Source organism: Paenibacillus montaniterrae (genome assembly GCF_018403185.1).
GTDB lineage: Bacteria > Bacillota > Bacilli > Paenibacillales > Paenibacillaceae > Pristimantibacillus > Pristimantibacillus montaniterrae.
In genome coordinates, this window is record NZ_BOSE01000006.1 from 19,031 (window position 1) to 44,759 (window position 25,729).

Below are 25,729 nucleotides of genomic sequence, written 5' to 3' on the forward strand. Positions count from 1 at the left end.
GCTAATGCCTTCCTTGAGATGCCTCCAATATGAATTTTAAATGTTCTATACAATTCTTAATAATATTGTTTTCCCTTGATTCGATTTCTTTAATTAACTCATTCATTGCATTTTTTGCCAAATTATAGTCCTCTAACTTAATGTCATTACTATTTAGAGCCTCTTCAAGTTCATCTTCATCCTTAATAAATAAATCACCATTAGGAAAAACAATCACATCTAAATATAGATCATCCCAAAAAGGCACTCCTTCGCTGATCCCAATATTCTTAGATATATCGAAATACCATTGAATGATCTCTTTCTTCTCGTTAAGCATCGTTGTAACACAGTAATTTAATTCTGAGGGGAAGTGCTGCATCCAATAATAACCATTATCTACTATACAGATTTCTTTTTCTTCAATTCTTGTCTTTAATGGTTCTTTGACTTGATGAATAGTAATTAAGGTAATATGTCCTTTGAACTCAACTTCATCGAAAAACCTGCATACATAATCTTTATTTAATATTCGATGCCAATCTAATCGGTTTGCATATTTTCTTTTCATTTCACACCCCCGACATAACTTTCAAAACATATATCTTTGCATTAAATTCCGATAACGGAGGCTTAAGGCGACGAAGCCGCCGGATGGCTTCGCACCTTAGCCTCGCAGGGTTGTCCGCCTGAATTCCGCGCCTTCGAAATCCCTCGGGCGGACCAAGGGCCATATGGCCAAATGCGTGAATACTGTGTTGTGCGAAGTCTTGCTCTTCCCCGTTATACTTACAAATTGTTTCTAATTACTTCAATTAACTCCTTCTTCTCTTCATCAGGTATCCTTTCGCCAAGTCGCGCAGCTGCAATGGGAACAAACCAATTATTAACTTCATTCATTGAAATATTAGATTTCTTTAAGTATTCTTTGATGTAGTTCTCTAAGATTTGGTTTCTTATTTGTGAAATGAATTCATAAACTTCTTTCGGTATTTCATCAGAAATACGCCCTAATTTTAATATAAGATATGTTCTGGCGACATCTCCCGCTGGGGTTCCTTTCATTCCTGTCATCCAGTCAATCACCCAGTGCCTAGCTTCACTATAAATAATATTATCGGGGTGAAAATCACCATGACAAAGCTTACAATCATCTGAGAGTTCAGATAATTTCTTAAGAACTTTGTCCTTCTCTTGATTTGTTATTAATGGGGCATGCTTAATCTGTTCTGCTAATAATTCCTTTTGATTCGGCAAGTTCTCAACCAATCTCTGATGAATATCCAAATGAATATCTGCCAGACTCTTGGCTTCTGCAATCACGTTAGTTGGATCTTCGATTATGGATCTAAGCATGGTAATACCTGTGATTCGTTTATAAACAATACCCTTACGACCAACATAATCAATGATCTCAAATGGTTTAGGACATTGAATCCCAATATTGTAAACCTCTCTTGTATTGTTAAATTCAGAAATGATTAAATTCATAGGCATATCTTCTTTAAAGAGTTTTAAGATATGCTGGTTATCATAGGAAATAATTTCAGCAGTCCTACCCAATGCAATAATGTTATTTACATTCATAAAAGACACTCCCGTCTATTTACACTTGCAAGATTTCGCACAACGTTCTCGTATTAGCGAACCCGATAACCTCAAGCCCTAACGGGGGCTACCGCGATGCGGTTAGGTTCGCAGAGTCGTCCACCTGAATCCGCTCCCTCGAAATACCTCCGGCGAACCAAGGAGCTGTCAGGCTCCGCCGCGTGAATGCATTGTTATACACAGTTTCTGCCATCCTGAGTTACAAAAGAAATCTTTAAGCACTACCATCCTTCTCTTGATATTAAAGATTGAATCTGTGACATGTGATGTCTGTCATGCCATAAATATCTTTGCACTGCTGTTTCAAGGCTCATAATTCCATAGGCCACACTATTCATTTCTCGTTTATAGTCAAGAGGCTCCAGGTTGCGGAGCAATGTGAGAAATCGCGAATAAATCGATTCAATTAGTTTGAGAGAAATTTCAACAGGCATATTGTAATCTTCCAGTTCAGCCCATTTGTCTTGAGTATAAGATGGAATTACCGGGCACTCCTCGGTCAATGTTCTCTTGAATCGAAAATATGCGTTCATGTTATTGTCTGCAATGTGGTGAATAATCTGTCTAATCGTCCATCCATCTTGCCTGTACGGCGTATCTAATTGTTTATCATCAAGACCATCTACAATGTTCCTTAACAGTGATGGTATTTTTTCAATCTCCAGAATCAAAGATTTTATGTAATCTATATCGGGGTTTATATGTTCTTTAAATGGACCTATGGGATAACGAATACTATCCATAACTTGACCTCCCTTTAATCTGCAGAAATTACGTATAACGTTCTCGTACGAACCCGAAAGGCTTAAGTGGAGCGCAGCGCAACGGATCGTAGACTTAGCCTTGCAGGGTTGACATGATTTCACTTCTCTGTCAAATACATCACCAGTGACCGAGGAGCGTGTGCGACTATGCTCTAATGCTATGTTATCTGCTGTTGGCTCTTCTCAGCTTGTTCATTCAAAATCATCTTTTAACTTTTCTTTTAAGTTTGTTTCATTTATCCCTTCACTTACAAAATCAAATACCTTACCCTTTAATCTTTTAGTTCGATCTACGATTTGTCCTACATGATATCCTGTATGTTCCACCAGATGATAAATATCGTACATCCCTGAATCAGAATTTTCTAACTTCTTATCTAATACTATAAACACCTCATTAATCGAGCTGATAAATATTTCTTTACTCAACCTTCTTTGATCAAAGCTCTTTTCTATTCCTTTTTCGAACCTAATCTCTGAGTTATCTAATCGTGCAATGTTTCTTTCAATATGTAATCTAATATGTTCAACAATGCCGCCAATTGAATGATCAAAAGGTGGTTCAATTTCCCATATTTCTTCTTCACTCAATAATTCCACACATCTTATTATTTTTGGATAGTAATGATGGAGCATTCTTGCCCTCGAAATTTGGACAAATACTTTCATTTCATTCATCTTTGAATTCACCCACAAAACAATTTTTAGTCAATGGCAGATAACGTTACTGTATTTACGAACCTTAGAACCTTAAGACAGCATTAGCTGCCGGGTGGCTCCGCCACTTAGGTTCACAGGGTTGTCGCCTGATCCGCTTCTACGAAATTCCTCTTGGCGACCAAGGGACGCGTCAGCGCTCCGACGTGTGCGACGTTATAAGATGTCCCTGCCTTCACAATTACTTCTTCAGTTCTGTCAATCTTTTCTCAATGTTCTTTTTTTTTGTCTCTGGGTTTTTAAAGTGGCTAATCCCATATATAAATTTTGATTTCTGGGGATAAGGTAAGTTCTGATATAGTTCATATGCTATTTGATCTTTCTCAAATGCTTCTTTAAAATCTTGTGGAATCTTAATTTTTATTTCTTTGTTTCTGTAAATTCCATCAATGTAAAGTTCCATAAAGTGAGTAATTTCCCCTTTAGGTTCATACTTCGATTCAAACACACCAAATTCCGGATCATAAAAAGTTCCATCGTAGTAAAGTACACTATGTGTATATGTTGGAAATTTAACGAGTAATACGCAAAGTAGTGGAAGTTCATCAATCGTATCAATATCACGCCAACTCAAGTAATCAATCTTATATTTTTTTAGAGCTTTATAAAAATCTGAAGTTCCTGAACCTTCTTTTCCTCTCATCGCAGCCATTGCTTCTTCAATAGGAATTTGTGCCACCATTGCTAAGCATGCCTCATCACACAATGAAAAATCTGGCTGGGATACATAATTAATCTTAAACTTATTCATCTTCCAGCACCTCATGTAATTGTTTGTTTTTAATTGTTTTGGCGGGGATTTCTTATAACGTTTTTGCATTAACAAACCCGAAAGGCTTAAGTAGAGCGCTATGTTATATGAAGGATCGGCCGTCATTGACATACAATTTAATCCCCTTACTGTCCTTCAAATTAAATCTCTTCCTATAAAATTACTTGATACTACAGGCATGCCTATTTCTTTAGACCATATTGATAGTTGACCAGTATGATGAATTTCATGAACTATAATATGTCTTAATATCTCGCCTTTATAATAAGTTCTATCTATCCAGGATGGTGTTACAACTTCAAATTCTAAATTACTTGACCAATTATCAATATATTCCTTAACTTCTATTCTAAGCTCGTCAGATAGCACATTTAATGAATTAATATCTTTATACTCGTTAATATCAAAAATTAAATCCGTTTTATTCTGTAATGCTCTTATCCAACTGTATTCGACGTCAATTATATGAAACAATGTCTTAAAAATTGATCCTACTCCTGTATTACGTTCTTTTAACAATTCAGTGATTGGTACTAATTCGAGACATTGAAACCATTCATCTCTGATTTTCCAGTTATATTGAAAAAGTGACTTCAATTGCAGCACCCCCTATTAAATCAATTGCCCATCTGACACATAACGTTCTTGTATTCACGACGTCCGACCCTGTCGGATGTGTCTGCTGAATTACCTTCGAAATGCATCCAGCAGACACATCCGACAGGAGCCTCAACTTGAATATTATGTTGTAGGATGTCAACGACTTCTTCGCAATTGCCACATACTCTAAGATCTCATTTCATTTATTATGCTTTGAAGGCCTGAAAGATTTCCTTTACCTAGTGTTGAATAATAATTTACATGCTTTTGGGATGCATCTAAAGCTTTTATAAAATATTCTTTTCCATAATCTCTTTTTATACTTTCAAACAATAATCTATTGGTTTCATTATTAAATGCTCTCTTATAGACTTCTCCGCTCATCATCGCCAAAAATATGGTGATAAACGCTTGTGCTGATCCTTCATTCATTCCTGTGTTCTTATTAATTTCTATCTTTCCTTCAGTTCTAGTAATTTGCCCTGAATATACCTTCTTTGCTATTTCATAAGCTGCTTCGCTCATTTCGAAAGTGATTTTCATATATTCTCCTTTTATACAGATATTGTTTTTTAGTTTTTATATCCGTTAATTTCTGCTAACGTTCTCGTATTAACGAACCTGCGTATAGCAGATTGTCACATGAATCAACTTCTCTGCCAAAAGCATCACCAGTGACCGAGGAGCACATGCGACGAAGCGCTAATGCTGTGCTATCTGATGTTATTGCCTTCGTTGTGTCACTTACAGTGAAGTTGATTTATAACTTTCCTTTAAACATTGCTTTGTAATATATAAAATCTGTCCCATATGCTCGGAGAAGTGTGTTGTACACTGATGTAGCATCTCTATGTTTTTTCTTTTTTTTCCTCTGACTAATTGCACTTCTTCGAACTTCTCTTCCGGTAAATCCATTATTAGGGTAATGATAAATTCCATATTACTGTTAATCAGTGTTTCGGCTTCATTCTTTGTCATAAATGTCCTTAAAAATTCCTTGTCACGATTTCTGACTATTTCTTCATTGCAGATACCTGCTCTTATTCTTTCGTTTATATTTCCTTCAATATGCCTTAATAAGGTAGGTATATTATGACTTACATGATCAGGAGCCCAATTTAACTGTTCTTCACTTAATTGCTCTATAGCTTTAAAGGTACGTTTTTTTATTTCTTCAAACTTCTTTATAAGCCATTCACGATTATTAAATTCATACTTCACAGATACTCCTCCTCGTATAGTAGTTCTTGAACAAAATTTTGAATCAGTTTCCAGCTCTCGAGAGAGCGAGATCCATATCGGACTCGAATCGACTTCGGTTTACAGCTGGCATACCGCCATGTACTTGCCAACATAAACGTGCCCTCGTCTTAACCGCAAGAAAGCTTGTGCGTTTGGTCGATGTGCTGCTACGCAACGCCCAACTCTATACGCCGCGCAAGAAGGTGATGCCTGCAAAGGATTAACCCCTTCTTAAGCAAAAGTCCACTGTGAATCCCCAGTAAAAATCTGGTATTTACTATGTTTTTGGACTGGGACTAGTTTGATGCGCCTTTTTTCGGTACATTTCGTTGGTGTAGCCTAAAGTATTTCCAATTGAGCCGATTTAGGGACTTGACATCATACCGCTGGACTGTAATCAATTGCAATAATTTCCGATAACGTTCTTGCATTAACGAACCCGAAAGGCTTAAGTGGAACGCATGCGGAACGGGTCGTTAGACTTAGACTCGCAGGGTTGTCAGCAGCATCTGCTTCTTTGTCAATAACTTCTGCTGACCGAGGGGCATACGCCCGTTAATGCGGTGTTATAAGATGTAGCCGCCTTCTTCGAATACCTACAAGTATGTTCTCTCACAACATTCAACTATCGTTCTCAGTTAGTTTAGATTTGTATAAGAAGACAGTCCAAGTAATACCTTTTTTCAGCTTTCGTATCATTCTGCATTACTTCCAATTAGTGGAACGAAGCTGCCTATTTTTCGTCAGCAGCCTTGTGTTGAAGATTTTGGAGCTAACTAACCGTTCTATGGCAACTATACTTGAGTAGGAGACTCAAGGTCTACTACAATTCGCTCCTCTTCTTAAAAAGATACTCCCAAGGACTAATCATTATTTGAACTGTGCAAGCGTATCCAATAACTCACTACGCGACCTCTCGAGGAGAAGCACCCTTTGGTTACAAAGAAACCTTCACTTCATTTCTTGCTTGAGCGCATTGCCTTAACATGCTTAAGAGTTCCGTCATTTGCAAAGCGTGAATAATCGTCTGATTCTATGGCGTAAATAGCTATTTTTCCGTCTTTGTCACTATGTACTCCCCAGCCATAACGCTTGGAAAGAGCCGAAGAACGAAAGCACGGTTGGCCTTTTGAGAAAAAGTTCTCGCGGCTTATTCCTCTACGATTACCGTTAGATTCGTAAAGTACATCATCCGAAGTATACTGATAGGGTCTGTCTATAAGCATTTCGTACTCGATTCGCACAGCAGTCTTAGGTTCTCTCAACGGTGGTTCCGTGGCTTTGGTTGTTGGGCAATCCTCTGCCACTTCGATAAATGTATTAAAATAGTTTGTGGTGTGTTGTTTCATTTAATAACCCCCTTTAATAATTAATGATCATAGAGCTCTTCTGCCCAGTTAGTTTAAAGTACATTTAAGCTTTGATGAATGGGTGTATGCTTTGCGGCTATTTCTTATAACGTTTCTGTATTCACAACCCAGCTTATGCTGGGTGTCCGGCGCATGCCGGACCCAGGACGAATATCCGCAGCGTGAATATAATGTTATGTGGAGTCAGTGTCTTCTTTGAGTTGCATAATAAATCTCTAACTATATTCTTTGTTCTTCTTCCATCCATTGTTCAAGTGTGTCTTTTATTAAAAAACGATCCTTAGAAGAAATACTTTTAATTTCGTTCCAGTTCCCGTCAACGAGTCGCAAACAATAGTGTCCATTGATATTTGAATCGGGGTACCATCCTAGATCGAAAAGCATAGTATCTTTTCTCTCAGGAATGTACCATTTCCCCTTTTTGATTTTCAATTTAGTTATTTGTAATAAGTCTTCTGTGAAGAATCCCCAGTTTTCGATAAAGTAGTCACTATCCTCACTAAGGTTAAGGTCTACATCGTAAAATTTGTTATAGGTTATTGCATAACCTGCTGGAATCTTAAGTTGTATTAGATTCATTTCCCTCACCTTCTTACTAAAAAATTATATTCCCTACTGATTTTCACATAACGTTCTTGTTTTCCTGACGTCAATTCCCCTTAGATAGCTCTTATTCTTAGGGGATTCGATGTGTCTGACTGATTATGCTTCCTTAAATCCCATCGGGCAGACCGAGCAGCTTAAGCCGCGAAGCTGGAACACTTTGTTATCCGATGCCCCCTGCTTATTTGAGTCACTAATATACTATTTACGATTATTTATTATTTTTGAATAATTATTTGATAATAATTTCTGCACATTCTTCTGGCGTATTCAAACTCGTATTGACTGAGCAGCTATAGCGAATGTTTTTTGACATTATTTCACTTTGCTCATCTGATTGATCTTCTCTTCTGTCACCACGTTCTATACTTCTCTTACGACAAAGATCTAAAGGACAATACACCTCAGCTACATCTAAAGGATACCCATTAAAAATATCTTTGACCTTATCGTAATGTGGGTTTAACTCAGGTCTTTCAACAAGTATCCCATCGATTAAAACATTCTTTCCACTATCCGAAAACAATTTTGCTGTGTAATACATCATTATTATTGCTTCACTTAAGTACTTCCAGTAGTCTTTCCGCAGATGTTTATCACCAATCGTATTTTCAAAAAGATCATTGGCAACAACATAAAAAAATGGTTCAGAGTAAGTTTGCATAGCTTCGACTATTGAAGTTTTACTGAACTTGTTACTCCATTCAAAAATATAATTCTCCCTTTATCCATATTTCTCATCTTCCTTTGTTTAATATCTCTTGAGCAGTAAGATGTACTTCTTCTAGTTCTTCACCCTTTGTTGGATTATAAGCAATTCTTTCAATATGTCCTTGTAAAATTTTTCTTATTTCCTTTGGCAACTCCATTACAAAATATCTTAGACACCATTCTTTCCAGATATCGTCTCTACCATTAAGCACATTTATTACAAAAGGAATTGTTTCTTGAGGTATAGTTAAAAGTAGTCTTGATATCTCAATAGCAATTGGCCAGTTAATGTCTTGTAGCCATTCTAGTAACTCTGGAATTAATTCTTTAAGGTCGTTTTTATCTAGTTTTTTTAACTCATTTACTCTTTCAAAGTCATGTTTATCCCTCGGTAATAGGTTTATAAGATTACTCATTGTTTCTGTTCCTCTTCCTAATTATTTGCAATCATTTCAGATAACGTTTTTGCATTAACGAACCCGAAAGGCTTAAGATTAGCGAAGCGGAACGGGTCGTAGACTTAAGCCTTGCTGGGTTGTCACGTGAATCAGCTTTTCTGCCAAATTCATCACCAGTGACCGAGTGGCTTGACCCCTATGCGTGAATGCAGTGTTAGGTGATGTCACTATCTTCTTGAACTTCCTGCATCAATTAACTCTTCCATTTTGAAGAGAGAGTGCACTTTCAAACCAATTTCTTCCAACTTTCTTCTTCCTTCAGGATTTCTTTCAATTACACAAATGACATCCTCTACTATTGCACCCGCATCCCTTAAGTCATTCGTACTTAATATGACTTGACCACCTGTCGTGATAACGTCTTCAATAATACAAATTCTTTTCCCCTCTATACTTGTACCCTCAGCTAGTTTACATGTTCCATATTCTTTTGCTTTCTTTCTTACAAATGCAGTAGAAATATTAGACTTCAATGAAAGAGCGGTCGCTATTGGAATACCACCCATTTCTAGTCCAGCTAGAACTTCAATTCCCTCAGGTATTAATCCTACTAATTCATCTGCGACTTTAGTCAATACGGCTGGATTAGACTCAAATAAGTATTTATCAAAATATTCACTTGAAATTTGTCCCGATCTCAATGTAAATGTTCCAGTTAAATGTGCTACTTTATAGACTTCTCTTGCTAAACTGTTTTTCATATTATCCTCCTTAAGTATGCTTTCTTTAAAATGATTACAGTGATTTCACCTAACGTTTTTGTATTTACGAACCTTCACTGCCTTAAACGACCAACGGGAGTGGCCGCGACGCGGTTAGGCAGTGCAAGGTTATCCGGTTAATGCTTCCTTGCTACTGATTCGACTTCTTCGAAACCACTTTTATCTGCATTGGTCGGACCAAGGAGCGATAGCGACGTAGCGTGAATACGGTGTTATCGGAAGTTTGGTTCTTCGAAGAAATACTAAAGCATTAGTTAATGTTATATTGTGATTCCAACCAGTATAAATAATATGGGTCTTTAACATGTTCTACTATCTTTTTTTTAATTGATTCATTAGTTCTGATCTTCTCAGAATTTAATACTGAACATAGTACTAAAAATTTCCATAACGGATAAGGGTTTTGTTTCATCTTAGGAAAGAGATAGTACGATAATTTATTGTCCAACTTTTCTATATCTTTAAACAACATAATTTGACTTGCTAATGTAACTGTATTTGGTATTCCTGAAGAAATTTGGTTTGATAGTAATGCTTCAACACTTCTTCTATCCGAAATTAAAAGCCTCGCTAGAATAGCAGTAACTTGTCTACGTAGAAATGAGTCCGTTTGCCATAGATTTTTATATTGCCTAATAAATTTCAATAAATCTTCCGGATGGCTGTACTTAGTTCTAAACCAAAGAATACAGTAAAAATCTGAAGGGACTTTTCTATTAAATGAAAAACGTACAATATGATTTTCAAACTCTAGAAGGAATGATTTTGACGTTTCGTTTTTTGGAATTTCCCATTGAGTCACAAGAAAGCAAAGTTGATAAAGGGAAATGTCATCAAATACATCAATATTTTTTACTATATTTAATACATTTTCCGCACTCTTTTTCTGATACCCTACTTTTAATAGATAATAGATAAGATTTTGTCGGAGCACCGGGTATTCAATATATATATTTGGCAGATCATTTAGAAGTTTATGTGAATTCAATCTATTGAAGGTTGTAATATATCTCTTAGCAATTTTATCCCAATATTTAGCTCCTTGATCTTTGAAATGCTTTTTGAATCTCTTATAAACTTCAGAAGTAATAGCTTTGTATTCTGGGTCTGAGATTTTAGTGTTTTCGATACTATCAATATATTTATTTTCATTAATTTGAAAATGATAAAAACCATCAGTATCATTATAAATGTTTGTTTTGGAGAGATTTAAAGCTAAACCTCTAGTTTTTAGCATGTCTGAGATTGAGCTTATTATCTCAATTGCTTGTTTTTTGGAATCTACTCCTATAACAATGTCATCCATCCAGCGAGTATAACTATTATTCGTTTTTTGCTTAATCACATCATCTATTTCAAACAAAAAAGAATGAGCTAAAAGTCTTATTCCTTCAATATTTGTAGTTGGTAATCCTCTAGCAGAATAAGGTAGATAATCAGGTTTCCAAGATACTTCTTCGATTATTCTAAAAATCAAATCTATTATTACTTCACTAATTTTTGAAAGACTGGTAAACACTTTTCTTAGTTCTCGAATATCGATACTATCGTAATAATTAGCTAAATCAGTTACAACAATTAATTCTTTCTCTTCATTAAAATTATATATTTTTGATTGCATCTTTTTCCAATGAGCTCTTAAGGTAAGACCATACTCATCAACATCATGTGGCTTAGATACGTTATGCTTATCGCGTGAATAAAATGAATTTTCTGATGGTTGGTTCTCTAAAACACTTTTTGAGATGTTCTCAACAAGAACTTGAAATACTAGTGCATCTGTTGGTTGTGGAGCTACTAAATGTCTACAGACTCCTAATTTTTTTTCGATTCTATATGTCATAGCTTGTGAAACTTTATATGATCCGTTTAAGATATCATTTCTGATCGACGTCGCCCGTTCTTCTATATTGTAATTAAAATCATAATGATCGAACAAATCTTTAATATCTAAATTGCGTAATTGTTCCTTGACTATTTTCCGCCATACTTCTGTGATTTGTTTCTTTTCAAATATTTTTGAGAGCTCAGATTTTCTAAGCCTATCAAATCGTTCTGTCTGCATATAATCTCAACTCCAATAGATATATTTAGATTTAAAGCTTTAACCAAATTTCTTATAACGTACTTGCATTAACAAACCCGAAAGGCTTAAGTGAAGCGTAGCGCAATGGGTCGTCAGACTTCGCCTTGCAGGGTAGTCACGTGAATCTACTTCTCTGCCAAAAACATCACCAGTGACCGAGGTGTCTTCCACGAAATACCAACAATAATATTTGGTTAATAGTTTAAATAAACGGTAATTACAAGTCCTCATCAGGTATAAAATGAGGATGAAACCTATTTAATACATCCTCGGGAAACGAATTCACTAGGTCATCGGTTATTAATCCTCCATGAGTTACGAACACAATATTACTACCGGACGGGTACTCTTCTACTAGTTCTTCTAACAATGATGACAATCTTTCGCATGAACGCCTAGCAGAATCACCAATAGGTGGTTTATAGTCAGGTTCACGTGTACATCTGTCCCACATCTCGACAAATTCTTGAAAGGATTGCCTGGTAAGTCCCCCCAGTTAGCGCGTTCTCTCAAACGACTATCGATTTTTGTTGGTGATTGTTTTTCTTCTGCAATAAATTTTGCGGTTTCTTTAGCTCCTCGGAGTGGACTTGAAACTATTGAGGTTATAGGTATAGTATTAAGATGCTTTGCTGTAGCCAGTGCCTGATTAATCCCTTTCGGAGTAATTGGAACATCACCAATTGCTTTTTCCTTTATTGCATGCCTTACTAGAAAGAAATTGATACCTATGGTTCAAATCCTTCATGTGAGTGATTGAGATTTCATATGGTTTGCGCTGATTTCCTATAACGTTCTTGCATTAACGAACCAGAAAGGCTTAAGTGAAGCGCAGCGCAACGGGTCGATAGACTTAGCCTTGCAGGGTTGTCCGGCTGAATTGACTTCCCTGCAACTGAAATCCCTCTTTGAATCCACTTCTTCTGCTTCGGCCGGACCAAGGAGCGATAGCGACGCAGCGTGAATACGGTGTTATATGAAGGACTTGCCTTCCTCGAATATGCTTAATAATGCTTTTTCTTTACTTATCCAATATTCTTTCTATCGGGAAAAATAAATATAGATTCCCATCCGTCTCGTTTGATTTATAAAATTCGTGCACTGCACCGACTAACGAATAACCATTGCCCGGCAGATACTCAGTAACCATATATTTAAATTTACTTTGATATGTATCTTGATTACATTGAATAATAGCAAATTTGTACGATGGGATTATCCATTTTGTCCAACCTGTCGGAGCAACGGAATGATCCAATACCTCGCAACCCGCTAAATACTTTCCTTGGTCGGTCCAACGCTCAAAACTTTCTGAAATATCGCTCATTGCCCCCCAAAGTCCAACTAAATTTCCTTCTTCATTTGTCTTCGCTAGATTCTGAATTTCCCCAAAACCATTATTGGCCTCTTGCCAAAGGGCAGGTATCCATTGAGGAACTTCGGCCGCTAATCCTTGTCCTAATTTACCAATCACAGTAAATGATTCCTTAACTTCAATCTGAACTGACATAACCGAATCTCCTTTTGGTTTTATAATTCTATGGGTTTGCAAGTCTTTCATATAACGTTCTTGCATTAACGAACTTGCGAATAGCAGGTTGTCACGTGAATTTACTTCTCTCTCAAAGCGCCACCAGTGACCGAGGAGTGCATGCGACGAAGCGCTAATGCGGTGTTAGCAGAAGTTAATGCCTTCTTCGAGTTACTATACTAATCGCACTTTATCTTTCAACTCTTCATATGCATCTCTTAACCATGGATGAATTACCTTCAATGTATCTTTCCGTTCCCATAAAAAATTGATATAAGAAAATGCCCCATGTGTTAAAGATTCCTCAAGATTTCTATTAAGTTCATTTATATAGGGCGGAATCCCACTCTGATCCCAAGATATCTTATCAGCTACAAACAACACTTGATCAAGTAATGTTGAGCTCGATTTTAATGTAGTGTGACAGCCAATAGCATTTAATATTTCTTGATTATTAATGTTAAAAATTTCTTGTGCCATTACCTTCGATATCTTTTGGTGAATTATCATTGGGAATCTCTCTTCTTCAGGAAGCACCTCGATCTGTAATTCTCTTGCAACCTCTATTCTTTCGTTATTTGGAAATACTGCACTGATATCATGTAACCAGCCTGCAGTTTCCGCTGCTCTTACATTAGCATTGAACAACATAGCAATTCTTCTTGATTCAGACCCAACTTCTATACAATGCTTTGCCGTTATAGGACATTTATTCGATATTAAAAACAACTGAATATCTGTTTTTAACTCACCTGTAAAACTAACATGTTTTGTTAAAGGCTTAAAGATTGAATGCATCATTAGATCCTCCTACAGAATAAATGTTGCATTAATTTCTGCAAACGTTTTTGCATTAACGAACCCGAAAGGCTTAAGTAGAGCGTAACGAAACGGGTCGCAGACTTAGCCTTGCAGGGTTGTCACGTGAATCAGCTTCTCTGCCAAATGCATCACCAGTGACCGAGGAGCGAATACGACGGTACGTTAATGTGGTGTTAACTGAAGTTGCTGACTTCTTCGAGTTACTTGATAATATTCTATTACTAGTATCTGTATTAAAACTTGATTTCGTAATATTTAAATTTATAACCTGTTTTATAATATTCAATTAGGATGACTCTCTTTTCGTAGTTGACTTCATAATATACTCCTAATTTATATTTACAAACATGCTCTGGTAAAGTCTTACCATCAAAAGACCATATATCATCATAGCTATCTTTCGTCAATGCAACCAATCGTGATCTATCATTATCTTTTTCTTGTTGTTTCCTATTCGATTTTTTCATTTCAAGTGCAATAAGATTATCTTGTTCTATAATATTGCCTCGACTATGAACAATTAAATCACAGTTTATGTTTAGAATAACTTCATTAGCCCCTTTTATCGTTTTCATTAGAGTTTTAACTTTCCCATTTTTATTACGATTGTACTCTACATCAACTTTGTACTTTGAAAACTCTGATTCCCTAATTGATTCATATAAGTGAATCATAAGCGCTCCACAAAGTGTCCGCTCAGATACTTTAGAATTCAATAATTCAAGATCACTTAGAATAAACTTATTATTTGCTTTTTCAAATACTTCCATCAATCTTTTTATCATTTTTCCCTCCAGTGATTTAGATATTTAATAATGTTTTAGCAATTTCAGATAACGTTTTTGTATTCACGAACCCTCACTGGCTTAAGGGGCGTTAGCCCCGGGTCCGACGGACTTAGCCAGTGCAGGGTTGTCTGCTGAATGCACTTCCCCGAAATGCCTCTGCATACCAAGGGCCGAATGGCCTGCCGCGTGAATACGGTGTTAGGCGAAGTCGACCTGAACTACATTCAAAATCAAAAATCTATTGTTTCAATTTATATATTATTTCTTCTTCAAAGTCTAAATTGTGTATATTATTCTTTATCATATTATATAAACAGATCCTTACTGCCAGATAACCAAATGATTCGTTACTCGTAATCGAATCCTCCAATATATCAACTTCTTTAGTCGCATTATGAATCATTGTAGGTCGATATAGATTTAACTTCCCATGAACAATCTTAGAACGAAATGAATAGAAGTTGTCTACTAATTTTTGTAGTGTTTTTGAATCAATCTCTTCCTCATCAATAAAGTACCTGAGTTTACCGTAAATTTGATTTCTTGAGAAGTTTTGATTCGTGACAAGCAGTGCCTCTAAGGCCATGCACAACCATAAACAATTCATTGGACCATTCTCTTCATGAAAATATCTAAAGTAGTTAATTGATATTCCTGTTTTTGATTGCGCAACTTCTTTCCAAAAGTCCTTTTGTCCCTTAAGCCAATCAATAACGCTATTGACATGAATTCTATCAATTAGTCTAGAAAACGGATTTTTTTCATCGACGAGATTTCCTACAGAAAATGGATTTAGCAAACTTTTTGTAAATACGAACTTCTTATCATATCCATCAACTAATATTTTTATATTAGTAATTTCAAATCCAGCCGGATCAGAGATTTGACATGCTAAATAAAAGTTATGGATCATTACATTGAATTCATCCCTGTATATGACTCGGGTACAAGCTTCCTTTGTGAATACCTCATCGAAAACCGAGTTTTCAAATCTTTTCGCATCAATAGGATAATGAGCATCTATTTGCATAGTCTTCTCATCAATAAATGAGAAATAGTAATCAATGTCCCCCACTTCATTCATGTGTATATTAAATGTTACATTATTTAATTGCTTATAAAGAAAATCACTTATTCTTATAGTCAATATAGCTTGTAAATGAATCATCTCCATTTAATCACCTATTATTTAATAGTTTCACTTCCGATTTCGCCTAACGTTTTGGATTCACGAACCCGAGAATCTTAAAGGAGCGTTAGTGACTGGCCGCGATGCGGGTTAAGTTCGCAGGGGTGTCTGCCTGACTTCACTTCTTCGTAATCGCCTCGGGCAGACCAGGTCGGCGCATGCTCCGCAGCGTGAATCTTGTGTTAGGTGAAGTTACTGCCTTCCCGAGTTACCTTCAATTTACATCTTGTTAAAAGAAAATAATTCACGAATTCGTGAGTCTAAGAATATATTTCGATCTTTATGAATATCTTTGTTTATTAAATTTAAACAATCTTCAAAGATAGTTTTCCCGACTCCTGTAAATTCTTTAATAATGCTTTCTCCAATGCCTTTATTAATCATTTCTACAATTGCAAATTTAATTATTCCGGTTAAGTCAGTTCTTGTTGTTAAGCTTCCGAGGAAATATGCAGTATTACCCGTCTTGTCCGGAAGTTGTTCCCCCGAAAGTTGAATAAAGAGATAGTCGGAATTTGCTTTCTCGTTCCTCAATGATACATATAATTCAAATTGATCAACTAGGCTGTGTGGTAAATGGATAACATACCTGTTTATTTCAATAGTTCCGTACCGTAAATTCAAGTCATTAATTGAAAGACTTCGTACTATTTTATATTTGACACCTGTTAAAACAACTAATTTAAGTATTAGTGCCGGAACAATTTTCTTCTCAAATACTTCATCATTCATCATTCTCATGTTAAGTATCTCGTTACAATCATGTATAAGTCTAACTATTTCCGATTGAGAGAATATAGCTGAACCCTCTTTATCTTTAAGATTCTGGGATATCCATGAATTGATTCTAGCGCGAAATGATCTTGTACTATAAATGGGAGAATTCATTTCTTCATAAAGCTCTTTATTTTGAATAATCTTCTTATCTATAATAAATTGAAAAAATTCTACCAAGACAGAAATGAATCTACTTCCTGTGGAAATAGAATTAATCTTATTTTCCTTAATATAGAATTTCAAGCTTTCTAATATTAGCTCTGTATTAGCACCTCCTAGAAAATACGGCCACGATTCATCATCAACATTTTTGGTCTTTAAAAAGTTCCAAAAAATTAATAAATCCTTCTCATATCCTTGTGCTTGTATAAGGTATTCTTGTTTAGATTCAATAAAGAGTTTTATTATTTCAGAAAAATTCATTTTATAACACCCCATAAATTGTTTATTGACTTGCAGTAATTTCACCTAACGTTCTTGCATTAACGAACCTGCGCATAGCAGGTTGTCACATGAATCTACTTCTCTGCCAAAAGCATCACCAGTGACCGAGGAGCGCATGCGACGATGCGTTAATGCTATGTTATAGGAAGTCATCGTCTACTCTGAGTTATCTTACATCCTTTATATTAATAATGTGTCTACAAACAAAATTAGTTATTGATTTTTCTTTACATGTTCTATCAAAAAATCCTTATCTTCTTCATATGCGTATGTAATTTTATTAAGTTCATCAATTGAAAACCATGCCACGCTATATATATCTTTATCAGGGTCATCTATATTGACTTTGCCACCTACTAGCTTTACTTCATAATAAAAAGTTCTAATTTCAATTCCAGTGCTTGTTGTTTTTTGTTTCAAATAAAGCTGTTTAACAATTTCTACTTCATATCCAGTTTCTTCTCTTGTTTCTCTTATGCAACATTCCTCTGTTGTTTCATTCACTTCTAAACTACCAGATGGTACTAACCAACCATCTATACCTCTAGCTCGGACCATCAATAATTCATGAAGTTCATTCATGCAAACCGCAGCACAACCAGTCCATTTATTCATAGCCTTAATCCCCCCAAATGTTTAAGTCTAATTGAAATCTTCAAGTGTTTAATAGAATTACGATGATTTCCTATAACGTTCTTGCATTAACGAACCTGCCTATAGCAGGTTGTCACATGAATTATCCTCTCTGACAAAAGCATCACCAGTGACCGAGGAGCGCATGCGATGATGCGCTAATGCTGTGTTATAGGATGCCGCCGCTTCATTGAGTTACCTTCACATCATCTTTATGATAAATCCCGTCTTATCCCCTTTTTTGAATCCGCATTCTTCATAAAATTTATGGGTTCCTTCCATTCTAGAACTTGTCATTAACATAACTTTATAACAATTATGCTCTTTGGCGATTTCAACTGATTTCTGAAGGACTAATTTGCCGTAACCTTGTTTTCTATAATCAGAATGAGTAACAACATTCTCAATTAAACCGTAAGGTCTAGCTCCTCTTGTAAGATTTTTAATAATAACTAAAACACATGACGAAATTATCTTTCCTTCATGTTCAATAACAATGATCTTCATTAACGGGTCACTGATAATTTCATTCCAATGATTTTGAATCTCGTTAATATTCAAATCTGGGTCGTCTGGATTTAGATGCTTATAAAGTAATAGTAATTGATCTAATTCATTCTGTTTTATGATTCGAACAGATGCATTCGTGATAAAAGCTCCCTCACTTTCTAGGGTTTAAGATTTTCGGCGGTTTCCTATAACTCCCTAATTTCTGTAGTTGATACATACTTCCAATTTGATAGGATATATGCACCTTTTCGTAAATCCCCAGCTTACACCAGGTTTGATGAACCTTCATCCATACCACCGTGCCTTTCCTACAAGTCGGTTTACTATCTTTCAACGCTCCAACTCACATCGCACATCGCATAGCAAGCTCCTTCTCTATGCTTCAGCCACTCCTCCTCAACTACAAATCAAGCGGGCTTTTGATCCGGCTTATGTCCTTGCTGCTGACGTGGATGTAGCGCTGGGTTGTTTTTACGTTTTGGTGGCCGAGCAGCTCTTGGATGTAGCGAATGTCGATGCCGCTCTCCAGCAAATGCGTTGCGAAGGAATGACGCAAGGAATGGATGCTGGCGTCCTTTACAATGCCTGCAATAAGCAAGGCTCGTTCAAAGATTTTTTGTGCGGAACGTTCGTTAAGCGGCTCTGACTGGCGCTGGCCCGGGAATAGCCATAGACTTGGCTGCTCTTCGCTAATGTATTCGCTCAGTACTTGCCATGCTGCCTCGGATAGCAGTGTTTGTCTGTCCTTTTTACCTTTTCCCTGTCTGATGATGATAAGGCTTCTTTCCTGATCGATATGCTCCATTTTTAATCTGACGACCTCGCCAACACGCAAACCAGCACTGTATGTCATATAAAGCAATGCTTTATGCTTCGGGTTGGTTAATGCATTCAGCAGCCGCTTCACTTCATGAAGCGATAGTACAACAGGCAGCTTCTGCTCCTTTTTCATGCGGATGTATGATTGCTTATCTGCTTCCTTTAGCACTTTAATAAAGTAGAATTTAAGTGCGCTAATGCTCTGATTAATATAGGAGGATGAACAGCCTCTTTCAGTTAGCTCTAACGTATAGGTCGGGATATGCTTGCTGTTCCAGGCAACATGTTTGCGCGATACAAATTGACAGTATTGCTGTAAATGGCTTACATAGCTGCGAATTGTTTTCCGGCTGTACCCGCGCAGCATCAAGGCATCGATCATCCGTTGACGCTCAATTGCATCCCACTTTGGAGCTGCGTGATTGGCACTATTTATTTCGTTGGGCCGTGACAATGATGAATGAGAGGCTTCTTTATCGGGTGGTGCTTTTGATTCTGATGCACGTATATCGTTGGGTCGAGCTAATGGTAAGATATGCTCGTCTTGGAGAGGTTCTTCTTTGTATGCTGAGTTGCTTACCTGTTGCGATTTGGATAACTTTTTCGCTTCTGTCGAGCCTGCCAAATCGGTTATGTTCAACAAATCCAGTTCTTGCTGCAGCTGTTCCTCGAATGTCAGCTTAAAGCCAGACAGCTCTTGCTCTATCTGCAGCACAGCTGTAACTGTGTATGGTACTAGCCAGCATCTATGCAGCGGCATCCACCTTCGATCAGCAATTAACCGGATCTGCGCAACTATTTCCTTGCAATAAGGAAAGGTTAATGCGAGCCACTGCTCATCGAATTTTTTAACAAGAATCGACATGCAACTCCCCCCTATTATACCTTACTTTTCCAACTTTGTGAGCACAAAAAGGCCTGCAAGAATGTAAATTCTTGCAAGCCGATGCTTTCGGTCATTTTACTAGTAAATATTTATATCATTTTATACTCATTTTCCAATTACGACAATAGCCTTGAACTAAGATGCTGGTAGCTACATATGAAATTAGTCCAGCTACGCCTTTGTTTAGTCAAGGAATATCGACAGTCTATGCTCACGATCAAGCTTAAGCTGAAGTCGCTCCCATCTTGAGTCCAAATAGGCATCCGGTTCAACTATATCCCATGTATTCATATTGAGTGGATCGGCATAGCTAAGCACAAGCTCGGCGGGAAATTTTGATGGAGCATTTGCACTTCCGTTGCACCACCAGTAGCTGATAAGCTTTGCCCATTGCTTTTGCTCGGATTGAAAGGCTCCATCAGCACTAGCCAATGAAACCACTAGCTCGGAAGTTGACTGTGCTGCCTGCTTCTCGCGCAATCTTTCCAAGGTTGGAGCGACAATAGAGCGGGAAAGCTGCAGATGGTCTGCCAGCTCCAGCAAATCCTGTTCATCGGCATTCTCCATTAAAGAGGTAACAGCTTCTGTTGACACGAGCACATACCCGAGATCATTCATATAAATATCGCTTTTTCCGCCAGCAGGACGTTTCTTCATGCCGATCTGTTCTGCTAATGCCTGCAGCGCTTCATCTGTAAGCTTGCCAAGCGTATTGACCCCCATGTCCTCAGGCAGTTCGCCATACTCTCGCAAATATCCTACACTCCGCACCTGAGCCTGCCTAGCCTTCCGATCCCGCATTAATACGAGCATCAGCTTCATTAAATACGTCTGTCTTTCCAACTGCTCCACAATAACTGCCTCCTTAAATCGAATCGCCCCTTATTCAGTGTCGGGATTTTTATTATTGTAGCATGATCGGCATATCACGGCATGCAGTTCACACCTTTTCCGCTCGCACAAGGACACCCTTGCTCCATATAGCTCATATAGCTCATATAGCTCCTTCCTCTTTCCTCGACCTCTCCTTGCACATTACTCTTTGCCTACCACACTTTTATGCCTCTCCTTGCCCAATTCACTTTGCCTGCCGCATACCTATAGTCCCATTCTAACTCACCGCCGTAGTTTTCCCCGCCGCTGTATAGCTCCCTGCCTGTTTAATTTTTTTCTGCTCTTGTTCTGCAAGCTGTACCTTGGCGGGCAAATCAGCAGCTATAGAATAATAAAAGCTTCTTGAGCGCAACGCCTGGCGCAGCTCGGCTGCACTCGTTACCTGCTCCGTAAACGTATTGTACACACAGCCATATTGCGCCAAATGATGCGTGTCGCTGCCGGCAATAACGGGCAGCTTAAGCTGCTCCGCAAGCTGTTGGACCCGCTCTTCCATTTGCAGGCCGTATTTGTATAGGTCGCGCCCGTTAAGATCAAGCGCATCGAGGCGACGCAGCAAATCACCGCTTATTTGATACAAGCTGTTTTCCTCGCGGAACGGATGGGCTCCGATTGCAACGCAATCGAGCTCCTCGCTTAACGCCAGCAATTGCGCCAGGCCGATGTACGCCGCGCCAGCCCGGTACGGATTGAGCGCTTGACTCACGGTACGAATTGCTGCCAGTTCACCGATTACGACAATGTGCGCGCCCTCTGCTACATCGACCTCGATGCCGGGCAAAATCATCAGCTCCTTGTAGCGATAATGCCCCGCCTCATAAACTGCAATCTCGTCCAGGCAGTCATAAATGCTGTCAAAATTTACAGTATTAAAATGCTCGGTTAACGCAAGCACATCCAAATGCTCGCCCGCAGCGTCCAGCATATCCTGCAAATACTGCGGCGACAGCTCGCTTAGCTTGCTCCATTTGCAATGTGTATGAATATCTATTTTCATGCAATCTTCCCCCATTCTTTCAATATGATTATTATAATGAAAAATAATTTTCATTTATATAAATTTGAAAAAAATTAACGCAAACTCAACATTCCGATAACAAATCGCTAACAAATCACCTCTAAGCTTAAGTCAACAACAACTGCCAGCTAGCTGTGCAAAACAAATTTGAGGAGGAAGTAATATGAGCTTATCCCCATTGCGTAACCGTTTGGAGCTAACATCCCAACAAAAGCTGATGATTTTTATTTTGTCGATGTCGCTGTATGGCATTTCCAACATGATTACAGAGCTGTTGCCTGAGTTCAGAGTTGGACCTGTGGAGCTGAAGGTGGAGTACTTTATTTTTATCCCGTTGATCTTCGCGATTTTGTTCAATTCACTATATGCGGCAATCGGAGCATCTGTAGGCGAAATGATATTCGGCGAGCTTCTGCTCGGTCAATTTGGCGGAATTAGCGAATTGGAGAAATTCATTCAGTTTTCGCTCGCAGTATTCGTTGCCGGCATGCTCGTAAGGGATCCGCGCAACAAGCGCCAGCTTGCTGTCGCTGCCTATGTCGCAATCGGCATTGATCAATTGCTCGGCACGATTGTTGACATCGCCAAGGTGTATATCGGGATTGAGGATCTTGAGGCTGTTCCGGGACTGCCGCAAAGCATTCTCGCGATTGAAGGCTTTTCCTTTCTAAATGCGATGGTCGTCTCTGGCACCTTGTTCGCCCTGCTGCCAACGCTGTACCTCGTGCCGCGTCTTTATGGAAAGGTTGAACCGCTGCTGGGCATGAAGCCGCGTGACGGACGGGCAGCCAGCTCAATCAAAGATTTTGTTACACCGCGCTTTATCATTTTGGCAATCGTTCTCGCATTTGTTGCAGCGGCAGCAGAGTTTTTGGCGGAATCCGATAATGCGTTCTTCTCCTGGGAATGGGAGGCTGATTTCGGCAGCGGCGCCTTCTGGATTAGTCTTGCCATCTCGATCATCGTCTTTATTGCAGCAATCGCGGTCATTCGCGCCCGTAAAAAGCAGAAGCCTAAAGGAGAAAGCCTATCATGACCAGCAGCGTGCAAGCTGAGCACAACCAATCAATCATCATTGACGTTCAAGATGTGTCATTTCGTTATCCGGGAGCAGAAAGCAACTCCTTAAGCGAGGTGAATTTGCAAATTAAGCGCGGAGATTTTGTCGCGATCATTGGCAGCAATGGCAGCGGCAAGTCGACCCTATGCAAATGCTTGAACGGTTTGATTCCAACCTACTATACAGGAGATTTTGCCGGCAAGGTTGTCGTGAATGGCGTTGATACTTCGCAAGCCTCCATCGCGGAGTTGTCCAAGCATGTTGCGTATGTGTTCCAGGATTTTGAAAACCAGCTAGTACGCCCGACTGTGTTCGACGAGCTGGCGTTTGCGCCGCTTAATTTTGGCTACGAGGATTATAAGGAGCGTGCGCTTCAGGCTCTGCATATGCTTGACATGGCTGAATTGAAGCAACGCTGGATTTGGCAGCTGAGCGGCGGGCAAAAGCATATGACGGCACTTGCAGCAGCCATGGCGCTGGATCCGGAAATTATTATCGTCGACGAGCCGGTCGCCCAGCTTGATCCCGCCCATGCCAAGCTCATTTATGATAAGCTCGCGCTGTTAAATGAGCGCCACGGCAAGACGATTATTGTGATTGAGCATCATACTGAATTTATAGCGGACTACTGCAAAAGCGTCGTGCTGCTCGACCGTGGCGGCAAGGTGCGCTGGACAAGGCCAACGCAGCAAGCCTTGTCCTCTGTGGCGGAGCTAACAGAGCTGCACATTCAGCCGCCGCAGGTTACGCAAGCCTTTGCCGCGCTGCATGCTGACAGCAGGTCGGGCAATGGATTGTATCCCGTTACAATCGAGCAGGCGGTTGAGCAGCTTCAACCCCTGCTCGCTCATCGGGGACATAGGCCAATGAGTGAGCAGCACCAAGACCATGACGAGCGGCATACTGCTCACTTGCCTTACCAAGACAATGGCGCGCAGCTCACTGCTCACGCGTCTTGCCTGGACCATGACGAGCGGCACCAAGCTCGTCCGCTTCACCCCAGCACAAATGAGTCTGCGCAGCGAGATAACCAATCTCGCGCAGGGCGCGAGCCGCTGGTGCATGTTGAAGCGGCAACGAGCGGCTACCAGAGCATTGAGCGCAATATGAGCCCTACGCTGAAAGGAATTGATCTTGCGATTTATCCTGGCGAGCGAGTTGCCCTGATCGGCAATAACGGAGCCGGAAAATCTACGCTGCTGCGCCTTATTGCAGGCATTCGCAAGCCGTGGTCAGGCGCCGTTACCGTTTGTGGTCAGGATACAAGAAAGGTTACGCCCGAGCAGCTTTCGGATGTTGTTTCGTTTATTTTCCAAAATCCTGAGGAAATGTTTATCGCCGACCATATTCGCGCAGATATCGAGTTTTTCTTGAAGGCACGCAAGCAAAGCAACACTGAGCCTTTTATTGAGCATATTTTGCAAACCTTTCATTTGACTGAGCTGCAGCAGCGCGACGGGCGACTGTTAAGCGGAGGACAGCAGCGTCGAGCAACGCTGGCGATTGGCATGGCGATGAAGCCAACCATTATGCTGCTGGATGAACCGACTGCAAGCCTGGACATCGTGAGCCGTCGAGAAATGACACAGCTGTTTGATGAGCTGCAGGATCATGTGCAGGCGATCATTGTAGCAACGCATGATATGCAGCTCGTTGCCGATTGGGCAACACGCGTGATCGTCATGCATGAGGGTACGATTATTATGGATACGACCAGTGCGGACGTATTTCAGCATCCGCAGCTTTTAGATAAAGCCGCATTAGTGCCGCCGCAAATTGTCCAGCTTAGCCATGCGCTTAAGCTGCCGAGCGCAGCGCTAAGCGTCAACCAGTTTGTCGAACAGTTCAGAGACAAGGAGGAACAAGATGGAATATACCAACTCAGCGCACAAGCCTAGCTTTTGGGAAAAATTCAGCGTCGAGCGAATTAAGGTTGAGCTGCTGCGCACAGCGTACGGTCAGTCGATGACCTTTCTCTCGCGCTTTGATCCGCGCATTATGATCGCCTGGTACTCGTTTTTTGCGATTGTCCCATGGTTCATTCATAACAAGGCGGTGCTGCTTGGCTTGCTGCTTGCTGTTGCAGTCCTTACCTACTCCTCCAAGCCAAGCGTACTCGTCCTCATCGTGCTGGCGATCGGCTTGATTTCCGATGCCGCCTATATGCTCATTGTATCCTTAATGTTTGGCGGAGGGCTGGCTGCCGCTTGGGCGTTAAGCACCTTGACGCTCAAGCTGCTGGTCATAACGCTCGCCAGCATTGCTGTTTTCTCGAGCATGGACCCTGAGCGGCTAAGCGACGGCTTGCTCAGTATCGGTGCGCCTGCTCAATTCAGCTTTGGCGTCGCCTATGGCTTTCGCATGCTGCCGATTTTGATCGAGGAGTACAACAATATCCTGTATTCCTACCGTCTGCGCGGCAAATCGCCGGATAAAAAGGGCTTCCTCGGCTGGCGCATGCTCGTTTACAGCTTCAAGCTTTCGGTAGTAGCCTTCTATCCGCTCATTCTCAACACGGCCAAGCGCACCCGCACCACGGTTGAAGCTTTGGAGATTAAAGGCTTCACCTATGCGATGCATGATCCTAAGGTGAAAAAGCTAAAGCTTTCTTATTTGAAAATTAGACGCAGAGATATTGTATTTCTTGCACTGTCAGCACTGTATATTGCAGCTGTCTTTTATGTTGGCAGCTTTTTCGACGCCTGAGTACGAAAATTGAAAGGAGC

Annotated in this window: 26 protein-coding genes and 2 pseudogenes; 3 read left to right on the forward strand and 25 right to left on the reverse strand. The window is 39.5% G+C overall.

Annotated elements, in window-relative coordinates:
• Position 1 precedes the first annotated feature (1 nt).
• From KJS52_RS15650 to KJS52_RS15775, 25 genes and pseudogenes are all read right to left on the reverse strand, one after another.
• A complete protein-coding gene (locus tag KJS52_RS15650) occupies positions 2-550 on the reverse strand; it encodes a ribonuclease FAU-1 family protein (protein ID WP_213516937.1) in 549 nt (182 codons plus the stop codon).
• A gap of 218 nt (positions 551-768) precedes the next feature.
• A complete protein-coding gene (locus KJS52_RS15655) occupies positions 769-1,566 on the reverse strand; it encodes an aminoglycoside phosphotransferase family protein (protein WP_213516939.1) in 798 nt (265 codons plus the stop codon).
• A gap of 242 nt (positions 1,567-1,808) precedes the next feature.
• Entirely contained in the window at positions 1,809-2,330 is a 522-nt protein-coding gene (locus KJS52_RS15660) for a YfiT family bacillithiol transferase (protein WP_213516941.1), read from the reverse strand.
• A 213-nt stretch (positions 2,331-2,543) separates the two neighbouring features.
• Positions 2,544-3,029, reverse strand: a complete 486-nt coding sequence (locus KJS52_RS15665; protein WP_213516943.1) for a DinB family protein — start codon at positions 3,027-3,029, stop codon at positions 2,544-2,546.
• Positions 3,030-3,249: 220 nt separating this feature from the next.
• Positions 3,250-3,819 carry a YdeI/OmpD-associated family protein gene (locus KJS52_RS15670; protein ID WP_213516945.1) on the reverse strand — a complete coding sequence of 190 codons (570 nt, stop codon included), beginning with the start codon at positions 3,817-3,819 and terminating at the stop codon, positions 3,250-3,252.
• A 156-nt stretch (positions 3,820-3,975) separates the two neighbouring features.
• Positions 3,976-4,437 (reverse strand): DinB family protein, encoded by a 462-nt coding sequence (locus tag KJS52_RS15675; protein WP_213516947.1) that lies wholly within the window; start codon positions 4,435-4,437, stop codon positions 3,976-3,978.
• A 189-nt stretch (positions 4,438-4,626) separates the two neighbouring features.
• Positions 4,627-4,983, reverse strand: a complete 357-nt coding sequence (locus tag KJS52_RS15680; RefSeq protein ID WP_213516949.1) for a hypothetical protein — start codon at positions 4,981-4,983, stop codon at positions 4,627-4,629.
• 201 nt (positions 4,984-5,184) lie between these two features.
• The gene (locus tag KJS52_RS15685) at positions 5,185-5,661 is read right to left on the reverse strand and encodes a DUF1572 family protein (RefSeq protein WP_213516951.1); all 477 of its coding nucleotides are present in this window, start codon (positions 5,659-5,661) and stop codon (positions 5,185-5,187) included.
• Positions 5,662-6,638: 977 nt separating this feature from the next.
• Positions 6,639-7,031, reverse strand: coding sequence for a DUF6157 family protein (locus KJS52_RS15690; protein WP_213516953.1), 393 nt, complete (start codon positions 7,029-7,031; stop codon positions 6,639-6,641).
• A 240-nt stretch (positions 7,032-7,271) separates the two neighbouring features.
• Entirely contained in the window at positions 7,272-7,631 is a 360-nt protein-coding gene (locus KJS52_RS15695) for a hypothetical protein (protein ID WP_213516955.1), read from the reverse strand.
• A gap of 256 nt (positions 7,632-7,887) precedes the next feature.
• A pseudogene (locus KJS52_RS15700) lies at positions 7,888-8,387 on the reverse strand (phosphotransferase-like protein).
• 5 nt (positions 8,388-8,392) lie between these two features.
• Positions 8,393-8,782 carry a DUF5071 domain-containing protein gene (locus tag KJS52_RS15705; RefSeq protein WP_213516957.1) on the reverse strand — a complete coding sequence of 130 codons (390 nt, stop codon included), beginning with the start codon at positions 8,780-8,782 and terminating at the stop codon, positions 8,393-8,395.
• A gap of 209 nt (positions 8,783-8,991) precedes the next feature.
• A complete protein-coding gene (gene pyrE, locus KJS52_RS15710; protein ID WP_213516959.1) occupies positions 8,992-9,525 on the reverse strand; it encodes an orotate phosphoribosyltransferase in 534 nt (177 codons plus the stop codon).
• A 271-nt stretch (positions 9,526-9,796) separates the two neighbouring features.
• Positions 9,797-11,611 (reverse strand): RNA-directed DNA polymerase, encoded by a 1,815-nt coding sequence (locus tag KJS52_RS15715; RefSeq protein ID WP_213516961.1) that lies wholly within the window; start codon positions 11,609-11,611, stop codon positions 9,797-9,799.
• Between the two features lie 238 nt (positions 11,612-11,849).
• A pseudogene (locus KJS52_RS27915) lies at positions 11,850-12,364 on the reverse strand (histidine phosphatase family protein).
• A 289-nt stretch (positions 12,365-12,653) separates the two neighbouring features.
• On the reverse strand, positions 12,654-13,142 hold the full coding sequence (locus tag KJS52_RS15730; RefSeq protein WP_213516965.1) for a GyrI-like domain-containing protein: 489 nt from the start codon (positions 13,140-13,142) through the stop codon (positions 12,654-12,656).
• 195 nt (positions 13,143-13,337) lie between these two features.
• A complete protein-coding gene (yqeK, locus tag KJS52_RS15735; RefSeq protein ID WP_213516967.1) occupies positions 13,338-13,961 on the reverse strand; it encodes a bis(5'-nucleosyl)-tetraphosphatase (symmetrical) YqeK in 624 nt (207 codons plus the stop codon).
• Between the two features lie 257 nt (positions 13,962-14,218).
• On the reverse strand, positions 14,219-14,770 hold the full coding sequence (locus KJS52_RS15740; RefSeq protein ID WP_213516968.1) for a hypothetical protein: 552 nt from the start codon (positions 14,768-14,770) through the stop codon (positions 14,219-14,221).
• 241 nt (positions 14,771-15,011) lie between these two features.
• The gene (locus KJS52_RS15745) at positions 15,012-15,941 is read right to left on the reverse strand and encodes a HEPN domain-containing protein (protein WP_213516970.1); all 930 of its coding nucleotides are present in this window, start codon (positions 15,939-15,941) and stop codon (positions 15,012-15,014) included.
• 240 nt (positions 15,942-16,181) lie between these two features.
• Complete coding sequence (locus KJS52_RS15750) at positions 16,182-17,207, reverse strand: site-specific integrase (RefSeq protein WP_213516972.1); 1,026 nt, start codon at positions 17,205-17,207, stop codon at positions 16,182-16,184.
• A 189-nt stretch (positions 17,208-17,396) separates the two neighbouring features.
• A complete protein-coding gene (locus KJS52_RS15755; protein ID WP_213516973.1) occupies positions 17,397-17,798 on the reverse strand; it encodes an NUDIX hydrolase in 402 nt (133 codons plus the stop codon).
• A gap of 219 nt (positions 17,799-18,017) precedes the next feature.
• Positions 18,018-18,467: a GNAT family N-acetyltransferase gene (locus KJS52_RS15760; RefSeq protein ID WP_213517584.1), complete on the reverse strand. Its 450-nt coding sequence runs from the start codon at positions 18,465-18,467 to the stop codon at positions 18,018-18,020.
• A gap of 259 nt (positions 18,468-18,726) precedes the next feature.
• The gene (locus tag KJS52_RS27450; protein WP_246563637.1) at positions 18,727-20,010 is read right to left on the reverse strand and encodes a tyrosine-type recombinase/integrase; all 1,284 of its coding nucleotides are present in this window, start codon (positions 20,008-20,010) and stop codon (positions 18,727-18,729) included.
• Between the two features lie 204 nt (positions 20,011-20,214).
• Complete coding sequence (locus KJS52_RS15770; protein WP_213516975.1) at positions 20,215-20,883, reverse strand: hypothetical protein; 669 nt, start codon at positions 20,881-20,883, stop codon at positions 20,215-20,217.
• 259 nt (positions 20,884-21,142) lie between these two features.
• On the reverse strand, positions 21,143-21,922 hold the full coding sequence (locus KJS52_RS15775) for a PHP domain-containing protein (protein WP_213516977.1): 780 nt from the start codon (positions 21,920-21,922) through the stop codon (positions 21,143-21,145).
• A gap of 184 nt (positions 21,923-22,106) precedes the next feature.
• On the opposite strand from KJS52_RS15775, the gene KJS52_RS15780 reads away from it, so the two are divergent.
• From KJS52_RS15780 to KJS52_RS15790, 3 genes are read left to right on the forward strand one after another with little or no spacing between them, the layout of a single operon-like run.
• Entirely contained in the window at positions 22,107-22,979 is an 873-nt protein-coding gene (locus tag KJS52_RS15780) for a DUF8171 family membrane protein (RefSeq protein ID WP_213516979.1), read from the forward strand.
• Positions 22,976-24,901, forward strand: coding sequence for an ABC transporter ATP-binding protein (locus tag KJS52_RS15785; protein ID WP_213516981.1), 1,926 nt, complete (start codon positions 22,976-22,978; stop codon positions 24,899-24,901). The genes KJS52_RS15780 and KJS52_RS15785 overlap by 4 nt, the downstream gene beginning before the upstream one ends.
• The gene (locus tag KJS52_RS15790) at positions 24,870-25,709 is read left to right on the forward strand and encodes an energy-coupling factor transporter transmembrane component T family protein (protein ID WP_213516983.1); all 840 of its coding nucleotides are present in this window, start codon (positions 24,870-24,872) and stop codon (positions 25,707-25,709) included. Before KJS52_RS15785 ends, KJS52_RS15790 begins: the two co-directional genes overlap by 32 nt.
• Positions 25,710-25,729: the final 20 nt, after the last annotated feature.